17 protein-coding genes are annotated in these 15138 nt (G+C 68.6%); 13 read left to right on the plus strand and 4 right to left on the minus strand.

The genetic code is table 11. The features are described 5' to 3' along the window. Positions 1-43 precede the first annotated feature (43 nt). From BS329_RS18530 to BS329_RS18575, 10 genes are all read left to right on the plus strand, one after another. Entirely contained in the window at positions 44-820 is a 777-nt protein-coding gene (locus BS329_RS18530; protein ID WP_076162452.1) for a hypothetical protein, read from the plus strand. 216 nt (positions 821-1036) lie between these two features. Continuing rightward, positions 1037-2734: a sodium:solute symporter family protein gene (locus BS329_RS18535; RefSeq protein ID WP_076162805.1), complete on the plus strand. Its 1698-nt coding sequence runs from the start codon at positions 1037-1039 to the stop codon at positions 2732-2734. A 10-nt stretch (positions 2735-2744) separates the two neighbouring features. Continuing rightward, positions 2745-3011, plus strand: a complete 267-nt coding sequence (locus tag BS329_RS18540; RefSeq protein ID WP_076162454.1) for a hypothetical protein — start codon at positions 2745-2747, stop codon at positions 3009-3011. A 47-nt stretch (positions 3012-3058) separates the two neighbouring features. Continuing rightward, on the plus strand, positions 3059-4060 hold the full coding sequence (locus tag BS329_RS18545) for a DUF3558 domain-containing protein (protein WP_244197213.1): 1002 nt from the start codon (positions 3059-3061) through the stop codon (positions 4058-4060). Between the two features lie 68 nt (positions 4061-4128). Then, a complete protein-coding gene (gene dhaK / locus BS329_RS18550) occupies positions 4129-5130 on the plus strand; it encodes a dihydroxyacetone kinase subunit DhaK (RefSeq protein WP_076162807.1) in 1002 nt (333 codons plus the stop codon). Further along, positions 5130-5762 carry a dihydroxyacetone kinase subunit DhaL gene (gene dhaL, locus BS329_RS18555; RefSeq protein ID WP_076162456.1) on the plus strand — a complete coding sequence of 211 codons (633 nt, stop codon included), beginning with the start codon at positions 5130-5132 and terminating at the stop codon, positions 5760-5762. Before dhaK ends, dhaL begins: the two co-directional genes overlap by 1 nt. Then, a complete protein-coding gene (gene dhaM, locus BS329_RS18560) occupies positions 5759-6433 on the plus strand; it encodes a dihydroxyacetone kinase phosphoryl donor subunit DhaM (RefSeq protein ID WP_076162458.1) in 675 nt (224 codons plus the stop codon). Before dhaL ends, dhaM begins: the two co-directional genes overlap by 4 nt. 175 nt (positions 6434-6608) lie before the next feature. Beyond that, positions 6609-8384: a 3-hydroxyacyl-CoA dehydrogenase family protein gene (locus tag BS329_RS18565; RefSeq protein WP_076162460.1), complete on the plus strand. Its 1776-nt coding sequence runs from the start codon at positions 6609-6611 to the stop codon at positions 8382-8384. 56 nt (positions 8385-8440) lie between these two features. Continuing rightward, a complete protein-coding gene (locus BS329_RS18570; protein WP_076162462.1) occupies positions 8441-8806 on the plus strand; it encodes a hypothetical protein in 366 nt (121 codons plus the stop codon). A gap of 10 nt (positions 8807-8816) precedes the next feature. Continuing rightward, positions 8817-9650, plus strand: a complete 834-nt coding sequence (locus BS329_RS18575) for a YwqG family protein (RefSeq protein WP_076162464.1) — start codon at positions 8817-8819, stop codon at positions 9648-9650. Between the two features lie 274 nt (positions 9651-9924). On the opposite strand, the gene BS329_RS18580 is transcribed toward BS329_RS18575, so the two are convergent. Continuing rightward, on the minus strand, positions 9925-10398 hold the full coding sequence (locus BS329_RS18580) for an Lrp/AsnC family transcriptional regulator (RefSeq protein ID WP_076162465.1): 474 nt from the start codon (positions 10396-10398) through the stop codon (positions 9925-9927). Between the two features lie 58 nt (positions 10399-10456). Between BS329_RS18580 and BS329_RS18585 the strand changes: the two genes are divergently transcribed. Beyond that, a complete protein-coding gene (locus BS329_RS18585; RefSeq protein ID WP_076162466.1) occupies positions 10457-11575 on the plus strand; it encodes a trans-sulfuration enzyme family protein in 1119 nt (372 codons plus the stop codon). A 60-nt stretch (positions 11576-11635) separates the two neighbouring features. Beyond that, complete coding sequence (locus BS329_RS18590; RefSeq protein ID WP_076162467.1) at positions 11636-12010, plus strand: DUF6401 family natural product biosynthesis protein; 375 nt, start codon at positions 11636-11638, stop codon at positions 12008-12010. A 34-nt stretch (positions 12011-12044) separates the two neighbouring features. Here BS329_RS18590 and BS329_RS18595 read toward each other — a convergent pair whose 3' ends face one another. Together BS329_RS18595 and BS329_RS18600 are read right to left on the minus strand one after the other, a co-directional pair. Continuing rightward, complete coding sequence (locus BS329_RS18595) at positions 12045-12977, minus strand: mechanosensitive ion channel family protein (protein WP_076162468.1); 933 nt, start codon at positions 12975-12977, stop codon at positions 12045-12047. 97 nt (positions 12978-13074) lie between these two features. Then, positions 13075-13287 (minus strand): FmdB family zinc ribbon protein, encoded by a 213-nt coding sequence (locus BS329_RS18600; protein WP_076162469.1) that lies wholly within the window; start codon positions 13285-13287, stop codon positions 13075-13077. 50 nt (positions 13288-13337) lie between these two features. On the opposite strand from BS329_RS18600, the gene BS329_RS18605 reads away from it, so the two are divergent. Beyond that, a complete protein-coding gene (locus tag BS329_RS18605) occupies positions 13338-14462 on the plus strand; it encodes an alkaline phosphatase family protein (protein ID WP_076162470.1) in 1125 nt (374 codons plus the stop codon). A gap of 67 nt (positions 14463-14529) precedes the next feature. Here BS329_RS18605 and BS329_RS18610 read toward each other — a convergent pair whose 3' ends face one another. Beyond that, positions 14530-15093: a class I SAM-dependent methyltransferase gene (locus BS329_RS18610; protein ID WP_084749970.1), complete on the minus strand. Its 564-nt coding sequence runs from the start codon at positions 15091-15093 to the stop codon at positions 14530-14532. Positions 15094-15138: the final 45 nt, after the last annotated feature.

Raw genomic sequence — 15138 nt, forward strand, 5'->3', positions numbered from 1 at the left:
CTCGCCGGCGGTATTCCGGTGGGATGAGGGATAGGAGGATCCCATGCGTTATCGCCCGATCGGCAGTGAGCCCGCGGATGGCCGCCTCGGCCGGTTCGTCCCGGACGACTGGCGCCACGTCGAGCGCTATCCGTTGACCGCGCTGGCAACGGAGGACCGGCCGACGAGGTCGCCGGTCGTCATCGGTGTCAACTGGTACAAAGAATTCGATGTGCCGGAAAAGGACGAGAAATCCGGCGAGTTCTTCGTCGCGAAGGGCGGCGCCAAAACGCTCACCCGAATCCGCGGTGGGCACTGCGTCTGCCTCGAGCCCGGCGAATCGACCGACGGCGACACCCAGTACGCCTTCTACGACCAGGGCAAGGAAGGCGCCTGCGTCGGATTCGGCTGGTCGCGCTGCATGACGTTGTTCAACGGCGACCTCTACGCCGCGCGGTGGCTGTGGGACCAGTCGAAGTCGCGCGACGAATGGGACGAGACCAATCCCGGTGACAACAACGGCACGTCCGTCCGCGCGGCGGCCGAGGTCCTGCTCGAACTGGGTCACGTCCCCTGGTCGGAGGGCTATGCCGACGACGATCACGTCAAGCGGGCCGCGTACACGCCGGACGTCAAGAACGGCATCCACGCCTACCGGTGGGCGAAGACCGTCGACGAGGTGCACGAGGTACTGGGCAACCCGCGCGCCGACGAACTCGGCGCGGTGCCGTTCCTCAACTCGTGGGGTTCGGGCTACCCGCACCGCACGTTCCTGCCGGATGACGTCCTCGCCCGGTTGATCAAGGAGGATGGCGAAGTCGGCCTGCCCACGGACCGGTAACCCCTCGCCGGTCGCGGAAGGGGTCGTTCCTGACCGGAGCGGCCCTTTCTCGCATGGCCCTCACCGGACAAGAATTGTCAGGAACAGCCCCGAAACAGACACTTCAGTGCGGTCGCCCACCACCCGCGCTGCCGTTCCTGAATCCATGCAGTATGGTCCGCGATTGACGCGTTACCGGCGTTTCTCGTGGACATTTTCACTATGGAGGTGGGTCGGTTGCACGTGCTGGCCGATGCGAACCTGCGGCTCGACGCGAGTCCTGTCGACTACGTCCTGCTGGCCTTTTATTTCGCACTGGTGCTCGGCATCGGGTACATGGCGCGAAGGTCGGTCTCGAGCAGCCTGGACTTCTTCCTCTCCGGCCGTTCGCTGCCCGCCTGGGTCACCGGCCTCGCCTTCATCTCGGCGAACCTCGGCGCGGTCGAGATCATGGGTATGTCGGCCAACGGCGTGCTCTACGGCCTCCCGACCGTCCACTACTTCTGGATCGGCGCGATCCCGGCGATGCTGTTCCTCGGCATCGTGATGATGCCGTTCTATTACGGCTCGAAGGTCCGCAGTGTCCCGGAGTTCATGCTCCGCCGGTTCGGCAAACCCGCCCACCTGGTCAACGGAATCAGCTTCGCGAGCGCGCAGATCCTCATCGCCGGCGCGAACCTGTTCCTGCTCGCCAGCGTGGTGAACCTCCTGCTCGGCTGGCCGCTGTGGGTGTCGATCATCGTCGCGGCCGCGGTCGTGCTCTCCTACACCGCGCTCGGCGGCCTCTCCGCCGCGATCTACAACGAGGTCCTGCAGTTCTTCGTGATCGTCGCGGCGCTGCTGCCGCTGACCATCGTCGGCCTGGTGAAGGTCGGCGGCTGGCAGGGCCTGGTCGACAAGGTCTCCGCCAGCCCCGGTGGCGACGCGCAGCTGTCCTCCTGGCCGGGTGACAACCTCACCGGCTTCGGCAACAGCTTCCTCTCGATCCTCGGTCTCGTCTTCGGCCTCGGTTTCGTCTTGTCCTTCGGTTACTGGACGACGAACTTCGTCGAGGTCCAGCGCGCCATGGCGTCGAAGAGCATGTCGGCCGCGCGGCGGACGCCGATCATCGGCGCGTTCCCGAAGATGTTCATCCCGTTCATCGTGATCATCCCCGGCATGATCGCCGCGGTCACCGTGTCCGAGTACGTCCAGGACAAGCAGATCCTGCTCGACGGCGGCGAAGCGCCCAGCGGCGTCACCGCGAACAACGCGATCCTGCTGCTGATGCGCGACCTGCTGCCCAACGGCATGCTCGGTGTCGCGCTCGCCGGTCTGCTCGCCTCGTTCATGGCCGGGATGGCCGCGAACCTGAGTTCGTTCAACACCGTCTTCACCTACGACATCTGGCAGTCGTACGTGAAGAAGAACGAGTCGGACGGCTACTACCTCCGGCTCGGCCGCCTGGTCACCGCGATCGGCACGGTGCTGGCGATCGGCACCGCGTTCATCGCGTCGAACTCCGGGAACATCCTGACCTACCTCCAGGACCTGTTCTCCTTCTTCAACGCGCCACTGTTCGCGACCTTCATCCTCGGCATGTTCTGGAAGCGGATGACGCCGACGGCGGGCTGGGTCGGCCTGGTGTCCGGTACCGCGTCCGCGATCACCGTGTGGCTGCTGTCGCAGGCCGGGGTCCTCGGCCTCACCGGGCAGGGCATCAGCTTCGTGGCCGCCGGTACGGCGTTCGTCGTCGACATCGCGGTCAGTGTCGCGGTTTCGCTCGCCACCGCGCCGAAGCCGGAATCCCAGCTGGTCGGCCTCGTGTACTCCCTCACCCCGAAGGAGTCGCTGAAGCACGACGAAACCGGCGACGACGCGGGCTGGTACCGCAAGCCGGGCCTGCTCGCTGGCATCGTGCTGATCCTGACCATCGTGCTCAACATCATCTTCTAGGAGGCCGGAGATGGCTGCGTCCCAAGCTCCCAAGAAGGCCGGCGTCTTCGACATCCGGCTGGTCATCGCCCTGCTCATCGGCGGCTACGGCCTGGTGCTCACGATCATGGGCATCGGCTTCACCACCGAAGAGGAGCTGGCGAAGGCCGCCGGCGTCAGGATCAACCTGTGGGCGGGCATCGGCATGCTGGTGTTCGCGGCGTTGTTCGTGCTGTGGGCGAAGCTGCGGCCCATCGTGGTGCCGCCCACGGCCGAAACCGGCGAGGACGGCGAATAGCCGGGTTGTCCGGACAGCGGCGCGGCGCTCCAGCTACCGTGCACTTCGTGCTGCTCAACGCTCGACGTCGCCGGATCGCGTCCGCGCTGGCCATGGTGGCCGCGCTCGGCGTGCTTTCCGCCTGCGGTCAGGACCTCGGCAAGTCCAACTTCGCCCGTACCACCGTCGCCGCCGAAGGAGGCAGTGGCGGAGAGGTGCCGAGCGGGGCGATCAACGACCCGGCCGTCACCCCCGCGGTGATGCGCACGATCGACCCGTGCCCGCTGGTGAACAAGGACGTGCTGAGCAGTCTCGGCACCCCGGAGGACCCGGTGCCGGGGTCCGTCTCGTTCGGTACCTGCCGGACGAAGGTCGTCGACGCCGGTGGCAAGAAGCTTTCCGTCAGTGTCGACATCGGCGCGTCGACCTACTTGACCAACACCGGTGGTGCCGTGGTCACGGCGGTGGAGGGCCTGCCGCAGGTGGAGCGGAAGGCCAAGGACGGCAAGAGCTGCGACGTCGGTGTCTTGACGCTGCGCCAGCCCGAGCGCGGCATGAACTTCTCGGTCACCTACGACGGCGGCGACCCCTGCACGGCTGCCCGTGCGGTGGCGGCGAAGGCCGTGAAGAGCCTGCACGAGTCCCCCGCGAAGTTCCCCTCCAGCGCGGGCACGCTCACCGCGGTCGACCCGTGCACCGCCGCCGACGCCGCCGTCCTCGGCGAGGTGGTGCCGCACGGCGCGACCTCACTGTCGAGCTTCCACTCGTGCGACTGGACGCCGGGTTCCAACCCGCGGATCTCGATCGGCTTCCGCCCCGGCCTCCCGCCGCAGGAACGCGACGGGACCAAAAAGGTCGAGATCGACGGCGTCACCGCCTTCCAGAAGGTCGGAAGTGGCAACGACGCCGAGTGCAAAATCGAGTGGCAGCACAAGCCGTGGGTCGACGACGACGTCGAGCTCGTCAGTGTGATCTACAAGAACTACGACGAGAAGAAGGACGAAGTCGCGTCCTGTGAGAAGGCGGCCAAGATCGCCGAATCGGTGATCTCGAAGCTCCCGAAGCCCTGACGCTGGCGGCATCCGGCCGGGCGAGGTAGGAAGGGGACATCCCACCCGCCGACGTGTCGGAGACCGCCATGAAGAAGATCATCAACGACCCGAAGACGGTGGTCGCGGAATCCCTGCGCGGGCTCGCCGTCGCGCACGCGGACGTTCTGCGCGTGGAGGACGATCCGGCGATCGTGGTGCGCGTGGACGCGCCCGTGGCGGGCAAGGTCGCCGTGATCTCCGGCGGTGGATCCGGCCACGAACCCCTGCACGGAGGCTTCGTCGGGCAGGGCATGCTGGCGGCCGCCGTGCCGGGCGCGGTGTTCACCTCGCCGACGCCGGACGCCGTCGAGGCCGCGGTCAAGGCCACCACCGGCGACGCGGGCGCGCTGCTGATCGTGAAGAACTACACCGGCGACGTGCTCAACTTCGAGACCGCCGCGGAACTCGCCGCCGCCGAGGGGCTGGACGTGCGCAGTGTCGTGATCGACGACGACGTCGCGGTCAAGGACTCCACGTACACCGCCGGTCGCCGCGGGGTCGGCGGCACGGTGCTGCTGGAGAAGATCACCGGCGCCGCCGCCGACCGCGGAGACCCCCTCGACGCGGTGGAAGCCTTGGCGCGCAAGGTGATCGGCCAGGTCCGCTCGATCGGCGTCGCGCTCACCGCGCCGACCGTGCCGCACGCGGGGGAGCCGAGTTTCGACCTCGCCGACGACGAGATCGAGTTCGGCATCGGGATCCACGGCGAACCCGGAATCGCAAGGACACCGGCCCTGTCCGCCGACGAACTCGTCGCGCGGATGGTCGAGGCGCTGGTGACGGATCTACCTTTCGGCGAAGGCGACAAGGTCCTGCTGTTCACGAACTCGATGGGCGGCACCCCGCTGGTCGAGCTGTACCTGGCACACGGCATCGCCGAGCGGCTGCTGGCCGAGCGTGGGATCGTGGTCGAACGGCGCCTGGTGGGGCCGTACATCACCAGCCTCGAGATGCAGGGGATGAGCCTGACGTTGCTGAAACTGGACGACGAGCTGACCGAGTTGTGGGACGCGCCGGTGAACACCCCGGCCCTGAGGTGGGGAGTCTGATGGCCTGCACCGCCGAGACGCTCGCCGCCGCCTTGCGGGCGGCGGCCGCGGTGATCGCCGGACATCGCGGCGAGCTGATCGACCTCGACCGTGCGATCGGCGACGCCGACCACGGTGAGAACATGGACAGGGGTTTCGCCGCCATCGTGTCCGCTTTGGACGCTCTGGCCCCCAAGACACCCGAAACCCCCGCCGCGGTGATGAAACTCGCCGCCACGACGTTGATCTCGAAGGTGGGCGGGGCGGCGGGGCCGTTGTACGGCACGGCTTTCCTGCGCGCGTCGGTCAAGCTGGGTGACGCCGCGGAGGTGGACGGCCCGTTGCTCGTCGAAGCCTTGCGCGCGGCACTCGAAGGGGTGCAGGCGCGCGGCAAGGCCGTCGGAGGAGACGCGACCATGGTCGACGCGCTCATTCCCGCGGTATCCGCCGCCGAAGAGGCGGCCGGTTCGGACATCGCGGCCATCCTGACCGCCGCGGCGGACGCCGCGGACAAGGGCGCCGAGTCCACTGTGGACCTCGTGCCGCGCAAGGGTCGCGCGTCCTACCTCGGCGAGCGCGCGAAGGGGCATCTCGACCCAGGGGCCCGTTCGACGGCGCTGGTGCTGCGCGCGTTCGCGGAGGCGGCCCGGTGAGCGTCGGAATCGTGCTCGTCTCCCACAGCGCCAAACTCGCCGAAGGGCTCGCCGAACTCGCCGCGCAGATGGCACCGGACGTCACCATCGTGGCGGCCGGAGGACTGTCCGAAGGCGGGATCGGAACGGATTACGACGAGGTCGTCGCCGCGACCCAGCGCGCCGATTCGGGGGCGGGCGTCGTCCTGCTGTACGACCTCGGCAGCGCGCAGATGACCGCGGACCTCGCCGTCGAATCGCTCGCCGACCCGTCGGCCGCAGTCGTCGTGGACGCACCGCTCGTCGAGGGCGCGATCGCCGCCGCCGTCGCGGCACAGGGCGGGGCGGATCGCCAGGCCGTCGCCGGAGCCGCCGCCTCGGCGGGTGCCCCGCCGGACCTGACGATCGACAGCGGCGCGCGAGACGGCGAGAGCGGTGTCGAACTCACGCTGCGCAACGACGTCGGGCTGCACGCGCGGCCCGCCGCGGTCCTGGTCCGGAGCATCGCTGGGCTGGACGCGGAGGTCACCGTGCGGCTCGGCGAGGAGACCGCGGACGCCAACAGCGTGCTCGCGCTGATGGCTCTCGGCGCCCGTCAGGGTGACCGGATCGAGGTCCGCGCGCGGGGTGCGCAGGCCAACGAGGCGCTCGCCAAGGTCAAGGACCTGGTCGAGCAGAACTTCGGCGAGTGAAGCCTGAAGTACATGAAGGACCCCTTCCTTGCGCCCAGGTACAGGAAGGGGTCCTTCATGTACTCGGGGCTGACCAGGGACTGTCTCGATCCGGAGGGTGACAGCCGCTGCTTTCCGCGACCCGGCATGGCACGATCGGAGAAAACTACCAGCGAGTAACCTCCGGAGGCCGGTTGTGGCGCGGGAAATCTCGAGTGTGGGAGTCATCGGTCTCGGCACCATGGGTGCCGGGATCGCCGAGGTGCTCGCGCGGAGCGGCGTCTCCGTGGTCGCGGTGGAGATCGACGACGACGGCGTCAGCCGGGGCCGGGGTCATCTGGAACATTCGTCCGAACGGGCGGTGTCCGGTGGCAAACTCGACGCGGACGGCCGGACCGCGTTGCTCGGCCGGATCCGGTACACCACGTCGCTGACCGAACTGTCCGATGTGGATCTGGTGATCGAGGCGATCCCGGAGAACCTCGAAGCCAAATTCGACGTGTTCGCGGCGCTGGACAAGATCACCGGCGCGGACACGATCTTCGTGTCCAACACCTCCTCGCTGTCGATCACCGAGATCGGCGTGCACACCGGGCGGCCGGGCAAGGTCGTCGGGATGCACTTCTTCAACCCGGCGCCGATCCTCAAACTGGTCGAGATCGTCCGCACCGTCGTCACCGAACCCGAGGTCGTCACCGACGTCGTCGCGTTCGCCGAACGCCTCGGCAAGACCCCGGTGGTGATCGGCGACCGCGCCGGGTTCATCGCGAACGCGTTGCTGTTCGGCTATCTCAACCACGCCGTGCGGATGTACGAGCAGCGCTACGCCACCCGCGAGGATCTCGACGCGGCGATGCGGTTCGGCTGCGGATATCCCATGGGGCCCTTGGCTTTGCTCGACCTCATCGGGCTCGACACCGCGTACGAGATCCTCGACACGATGTACCACCAGTCGCGTAACCGGCTCCACGCGCCGGCGCCGTTGCTGAAGCAGATGATCACCGCCGGACTGCTCGGCCGGAAGACCGGACAAGGGTTCTACACCTACGACGAGCCCGATTCGCCGACAGTGACCGACGCGGTCACGGCGTCCACTGTGGACACGATGGCGCCGCGCGAGGTGCGCAAGGTCGGCGTCGTCGGAACCGGGACCATGGCGACCGGCATCGTCGAGGTGTTCGCGAAACGGGGTTACGAGGTCATCCTCCGGGCGCGGAGCGCGGAAAAGGCCGCGGCGTCGGTCGCCCGGGTGAAGAAGTCGCTGGACAAGGCCGTCGTCAAGGGCAAACTCTCCGAAGAGGACGCCGGCGCCGCGCTCGGCCGGATCTCACCGGCCGTGGAGTTCGAGGAACTGGCCGACGTCGACTTCGTCATCGAGGCCGTCGCCGAGGATCTGGCCGTGAAGCAGGCCGTTTTCGCCGCTCTCGATGACGTCGTGAAACCCGGCGCGGTGCTGGCGACGACCACGTCCTCGCTGCCGGTGATCGAATGCGCGGCCGCCACCTCGCGGCCGTCGGACGTGGTCGGCGTGCACTTCTTCAACCCGGCGCCGGTGATGAAGCTGGTGGAGGTCGTCTCGACCATCGCGACCGCGCCCGACGTGCTCGCGACCGTGGACGCCGTCTGCGCGGGGGTGGGCAAGCACCCGGTCCACTGCGGCGACCGGGCCGGGTTCATCGTCAACGCGCTGCTGTTCCCGTACCTCAACGACGCGGTGAAGATGCTCGAAGCGCACTACGCGGAGGCCGACGACATCGACACGGCGATGAAGGTCGGCTGTGGGCTGCCGATGGGCCCGTTCGAGCTGCTCGACGTCGTCGGGCTGGACGTTTCGCTGGCGATCCAGCGGACCCTGTTCAACGAGTTCCGCGAAGAGGGCTTCGCGCCCGCGCCGCTGCTGGAGCACCTCGTGACCGCCGGACGGCTGGGCCGGAAGACGGGGAAGGGTTTCAAGGACTACTCGGCCAAGTAGGGCGCGTTGGCGCGAGTGGGCGACCACTCGCGCCGGCGGCCGGTAACTTGGATCGCATGCCGGTTTCCTCGGGGGTCAGGAGGCGGATCAAGGAGTTTCTCGATCCGGACGACGACCTCCAGTACGTGTTCCCAGCCGACATCTTCGGCAGCGCCAATCCCAGCGTGTTCATCGCGGTCACCCGCAAGACGATCACGGTGCTGTCGACTGGGCACTGGAGCAGGACGACGCCGAAGCGGGTCATCTCGACAACCCTGCGCGACCAGCGGATCGGGCCGGTGGACACGGCGACCACCCCGTGGTTCAAGTTCTGCGGCATCGTCTACGAGCTCGACGACGAGTACGTCTCGGTCGTCCACGCCGCCGACGCGGAAATAATGCGTGACGCGGCAAAACCTGAAGATCCCCTGCCGGACCTCTAAGCTCGCCGGAGTGCGCCAGCTGACATACGACGGGGTGCCGATCCCCGGCTTGAACGACCTGGTCCGGACGGCCATCCGCCTGCATCCCGCGCAAGGCGACCCCCGTCCGGACGAAAGCCATCTGGGCGGCCCGCTGCTCTGGCCGTCGGACGAACCGTGGCCGGAATGCCCGGTGACCTGGCCGCCGGACCCGGACGCGTCCGACGACGCGTGGGCGGGCGGGCATCCGCTCGACGAGCCGGTTCCGGCGATGGTCGGTGCCGCGCAGTTCTTCCGTGGCGACTTCCCCGAACTGCCCTTCCCGGAGGGCACCGACGTCCTGCAGATCCTGTTCTGCCCGATGGAGCACAACAGCCCGCATCACCAAGGGCCCGCGCTCCGGCTGGTGTGGCGTGATTCCGGCGAAGTCGAGGACATCTCGGACCCGCCGCCCGTGCCCGAGGACGCCGACGCCGCTCTTCTGCCGGTGCCCTGCGTGTTCGAACCGTGCTCGATCGACGAACTGCCCCGTCTCTGCGACTTCCCGCCGGAAACCCGCGCCGCGCTCGGTATCCCCGAGGGCGCGCAGGACGACCCGGAGGGCTGGCCGGAGCTGGACCAGTACTCGAAGATCGGCGGCTGGACCGCCTGGCACGCGACCGCTCGTCACGAGCTGGGCTGCCGGGAATGCGGCGCCGAGCTGCGGCAGACGATCGCGCTGGCCACGGAGGAGCACGAGGTCGGCTGCGGGTGCGAGGTCGCCGAAGCGGAACCGGCAGGCTGGTCGTTCACCCGGAAGGGGGTGCTGAACGTCTTCACGTGCCCCGCCGACGTCGCGCATCCGTTCAAGGTCCGGATCGACTAGCGGTCCCGTGCCACCAAGCCGTGTCCCTCGATTCGCTGTCCCTCATCCGCAGTGACCAGTGGGGCACAGGTGACGTGTCGGTACCCCCGATCCTCTCGGTACCGGCGCCTGTTCGGGTCCGTGAAGGACTCCTTGAGGGCCCAGGTCTCTCAAGGAGTCCTTCACGGACCGCGGGTCCCGGCCCAGCCGCCGTAGGTACCTAGAACACCCTTACCTCTCACCCGAAAACGTCACTCTCGATCACCTGTACCGAGCACTGATCTGCGAGTGCGGCCTAGGCGGGCGGTAGCAAAGGTCCCCCGCTCCAGTGCTGGAAGACGAGGTTCGTGTGCACCCGGGCGATCTCGTCGCGGGCGGTCAGCTCGTCGAGCACCAGGCGTTGCAGTTCGGTCGCCGAAGCGGTGGCGACGTGCGCGAGGAAGTCGTCCGGTCCGGTCAGGTGGTAGACGGCGCGGACCTCGGGCAGTGCCAGCAGATGCTCGACGAACGAGTCCACCAGCGTCCGCCGGTGCGGGCGGACCTGGACGAACAGGAGCGCTTCGAGCGGACGGCCGAGTTTGGCGGCGTCCACCTCCGCGCGTTGTCCGATGATCACCCCGAGCTCACGAAGCCGGTTGACGCGGTCGAGGCAGGTCGAGGGCGCGATGCCGGCTTCGGCCGCCAGATCCTTGTTCGAGATCCGGGCGTCGTTCTGGAGCAGCCGCAGAATCCGCAAGTCGACCGTGCTCAGTTCGACAGAATCCGACATTGGCGAATGATATCCGAGGATATTGCTTCCGATCCGGAGAAAACCGCACCATCTCGGTATGACCGCAACGCTGCGCACCCGAGCCGTCCACGCCGGCCGTGACGACCTCACGGACCTCGGCGTCCACGCCGCTCCGCTCGACCTGTCCACGACCTACCCGTCGCGGGACAGCGTCGAGGAGGCGGGCCGCATCGACGAGTTCGCCGCTACGGGCTCGCTGTCCGGGCTCCCCGTCTACGGGCGGCTGAGCAATCCGACCGTCGAACGATTCGAGAAGGCGCTGGCCGAACTCGAAGGCTTCGAAGACGCCGTCGCGTTCGCCACCGGCATGGCCGCGGTGTCGGCTTCGCTGCTCGCCGCCGTCGCGCGGGGCAAGCGGCACGTCGTCGCCGTCCGGCCGGTCTACGGCTGCACCGACCACATGCTCACGTCCGGTCTGCTCGGCACCGAGGTGACCTGGGCCGATCCGGCGGGACTCGCCTCCGCGGTGCGTCCCGACACCGGACTGGTGCTGCTCGAAACGCCCGCGAACCCGACCCTGCGTGAGGTCGACATCGCCGAGATCGTGCGTGCCGCGGGCGATGTGCCGGTGCTGGTCGACAACACCTTCGCGACTCCTGTGCTCCAGCGTCCCGGACGGCACGGAGCCCGGTTCGTCCTGCACAGTGCGACCAAATTCCTCGGCGGCCACGGCGACGTCATGGGTGGTGTGGTCGCTTGCAGCGCCGAGGACGCCGGGATGCTCCGGCAGATCCGCTTCGCCACCGGAGGCGTGCTGCACCCGCTAGCCGGGTACATGCTGCTTCGCGGCCTTTCGACGCTCCCGCTGCGCGTCAGCGCCGCGTCCGCGACGGCCGCCGAACTCGTCGAGCGGCTTCGTTCGCATTCGAACGTCAGCGCGGTGCACTACCCGAGCGTCGGTGGGCCGCTCATCGCGTTCGAGGTCGAAGGCGATCCGCACGCGCTCATCGGCGCGGTCCGGTTGATCACCCCGGCCGTCAGCCTCGGCAGCGTGGACTCGCTCATCCAGCATCCCGCCTCGATCAGCCACCGGATCGTCGCCGAGGACGACCGGCACGGAGCGGGCGTCACCGACCGGCTGATCCGCATGTCGGTGGGGCTGGAGGACGTCGAGGACCTCTGGCATGACCTGGATCAGGCACTCAAGGCTTGCTGAGTTCTGCGATCGCCATCACCAAGATGTCGACAAATCGTCCGCCCTGGCTAACCTGGTCGGGTGAAAGATCTGGTCTCGTCCTGGGTGGAATCTTCGGCTCGTAGCACGCTTTCCCGGCTGCACCAGCAGATCGGTGTCGCCGGGCTCGCGGCGGCGGCGGCCGTACCCGGGCTGTCGGCCGTCTTCGATCAGCACTCCGCCGCGGTGCGGGACATCCTCGCGGCGGGGGTCGAAGGCTCGGCGGCGGTCGCCGGGGTCGTCCTGCTGGCCGGCTACACGCGAGGGCTGCTGGACGAGGCGAAAACCACGGGCTGGACGTTCCGTGCCCCGGCCGATCTGTCCGCTTGGACCACCAGTGACTGGATCACCGCGCGGCTGGTCGGCGTGTGTTCGCTGGCCGTCACGATCGACGACCGGCCGACCGGGAGCGGGTAGGGCGGCCGGACGCCCCACCCGCTCCTGGGGAAGGTCAGCGGTACTCCGGCGGAGGGGGCATGTTTCCACCGGGGGACCGCTGGCCGGGATCCTGGTGCTGGGACACCTGACCCTGGCTGGGCGGGAACTGCTGGTGCTGCGTCGGCTGCTGACCCGTCCGGTTCGGGTCGGCGGCGTGGTGCCCGGCGGACACCGGCTGGTCGACCGTCGTGCGCTCGGTCGGCACGTCACCCGAGCGGCCTGCGTCTTCGCGACCGCGCTGGTAGGCCTCGGCCTGTGCCTTCGCGGCGGGGATCTCCGACTCGGCCCGGCCGAGCCAGGTGTCCCAGCGCTGCTGCATCGGCTTGATGAGACCACCGCCGACACCGACGACGGCGATGCCGCCGACCGTGGCGAGCACGGTGATCAGCACCGGCAGCGTGACCGCGGTGGCCACGCCGATCTGGTTCAGCGCGGCGATCACACCGAGACCCCAGATGAACACCGAGGCGATGGTGGCGAGCACCTTGCCGTAGGAAACTCCGGCGAGGGCGTTGGCGACCAGGTCCTTGACCGCCTTGGCGATCGCGCCGGCGATCACCACGATGATGATCGCGACGATGGCGCGCGGCAGCCAGGCGACGATCTCGTTGAGCAGTGAACTCACCGGGTTCGGGCCGAACACGCCGAACGCGAACTGCAGGGCGATCAGCAGGATCGCGTAGTAGACGATCTTGCTGATGATGTCCGACGCGTCGAACTGGCTTCGCGCGAGCATCTGTTTGAAGCCCCCGCGTTCGAGGAGCCGGTTGAATCCGACCTTCTCGAGCACCATGCTCACGGCTTTGGCGAGCGCTTTCGCGATCAGCCAGCCGATGAACAGGATGACCAGGAACGCGAGTAGTTTCGGGACGAAGGTGGCGACCGAACTCCAGGCGCTCGACACGCCTTGACCGAAATCGACGGCCGCCAGTGCTGATGTGGCCACTGGACGTTCTCCCTTCCACCACTGGAGGTTCCAGGCTGGTGGGACGGGAATACCCGCCATTCGGGCGAGCACACGTTAGGCCACCCGAACGAGTGGGTCAGCCGCAACAGCCGCCTCCGCAGCAACCGCCTCCGCCCGATGGGACGGGGGCCGGACCGGAAGCCGAACCGGTCAGCGCGACGGTCGTCAGCAGCTTGACGGTGTCCTGGTGGCCTTCGGGGCACGGCGCGGGCGCGCCGGACTCGCTCATCGGCCGGAGCAGTTCGAAGGTTTCGGTGCACTCGCGGCAGCGGTAGGCGTAAGTCGGCATGCGCTCATCTTCTCATCTCCTTTCCTCTCGCGGGATGGCAAGCTGGCCGGGTGGAACTGCCTGTCGCGGCGCGTGTGCCGCACCTCGGCCAAGTCGTCCCGTCCGTCCTCTCCGCCCTCGGCGCCGCCGGGTTCGCTAACTCACTGAACCTCGCCGAGGCGTCCAGCGCCTGTGTCCTGCTCATCGACGGTCTCGGCTGGGAACTGCTGGCCGAGCATGCCGCAGACGCGCCTGTGCTCACTCAACTGGCGAAGTCGCCGCTGCGGGTCGGTTTCCCGGCCACGACCGCGGCCGGGCTCGGCGCGATCGGCACCGGGCTGGCCTCGGGGGAGCACGGCCTGGTCGGCTACAGCTTCGAAGTCCCCGGGGCGGGCGTCATGAACGCCTTGCGTTGGGCCAGTCACGTGGACGGCGGCGATCTCCGCGGCGCGCTGCCGCCGCGCGAGGTCCAGCCCCTGCCGACGACGTTCGAGCGCGCGGCGGCCGCCGGGATCACGACCAGCGTGGTCTCGTCGGCGAAGTTCGCGGACACCGCGCTCACCCGCGCCACGCAGTCCGGCGCCCGCTACGTGGGCGTCCACGCGCTCGGCGACCTCGCCGCCCGCGTCCTGAACTGTCTCCAGGCACGTCCGGCGTTCTGCTGGGGCTATCACAGCGAACTCGACATGCTGGGCCACATCTACGGACCGGGTTCGTCTCCGTGGCGGATGCAACTGCGGCACGTCGACAAGCTGGTCGAGTCCGTTGTGGACGGTCTGCCGTCCGGTGCGCTCCTCGCGGTCGTGGCCGACCACGGCATGGTGACCGTCGAGGGCGCGCTCGACATCGACGAGACGCCCGCGCTGCTCGGCGGGGTCCGGGCCATCGGGGGCGAGGTCCGGGCCCGGCACGTCTACAGCGAACCGGGGGCGGAGGCCGACGTGCTGGCGGCCTGGCGTGAGGTGATCGGCGACCGGGCGTGGATCACCTCGCGCGAGGAGGCCGTCGAGGCGGGCTGGTTCGGGCCGGTCGCCGACCGGGTCCGGCCGCGCATCGGCGACGTCGTCGTGGCGGCGAAGGGGCGTTTCGGTCTCGTGCGGGAACTGGCCGAGGCCGTCGAGTCCTCGATGGTCGGTCAGCACGGCTCGCTGACCCCGGCCGAACAACTCATCCCGCTGGTCCTCGCGCGCGGTTAAGCCGCGTTTCGTCCTCTGGTTGCGGTCCTTGCGGTGCGCAACTACCGCAACTAGAGGACGAAACGCGTCAGTCCGGCTTCCTGGCCGAGAAACTGATGGAGCGTTTCGGGACGTGGTCGACCTTGATGTCGGTGAATCCGGCGTCCTGGAGCCGGGGCCAGACCGAAACCGGGTCGAGCGCGTTCATCGTGTCGCCGAGGTGGAGGAGCCGGAACGGCGCGCTCGCCAGGCTGTCCATCGCCCGCAGGAGACCGCCGGAGCGGAGCACCCGGAACGCCTCGGCGAAGATCGCGTCCTGCAACCCCGTCGTCGGCACGTGGTGCAGCATCGTGAAGCAGACGACCGCCGAGAATCCGCCGTCCTCGAAGGGCATCGCCGCGCCGTCACCATGGACGATCCGCACCCGGCCGTCGAACTCCCGCTTGAGGAGATCCACCGACGCTTCGTCGATTTCGAGGGAGGTGAGCCGGGGGACGAGCCCGGCCAGGGCCCGGGTGGTCGCGCCGTAGCCGGGGCCGATCTCCAGTACGGAGTCGCCGAGATCGAAACCGGCGACGTTGCGCGGCATCTCGGCGGCGACGGCCTTAGCCCACAGCGCGGAACTGCAGAGTTTGCGGTGCACCAGGTTCATCGGCATGAATCCGAAGCTAGCCGTGACCGGTAGGCGATAGGCTGC

This window comes from Amycolatopsis coloradensis, assembly GCF_001953865.1.
Lineage (GTDB): Bacteria > Actinomycetota > Actinomycetes > Mycobacteriales > Pseudonocardiaceae > Amycolatopsis > Amycolatopsis coloradensis.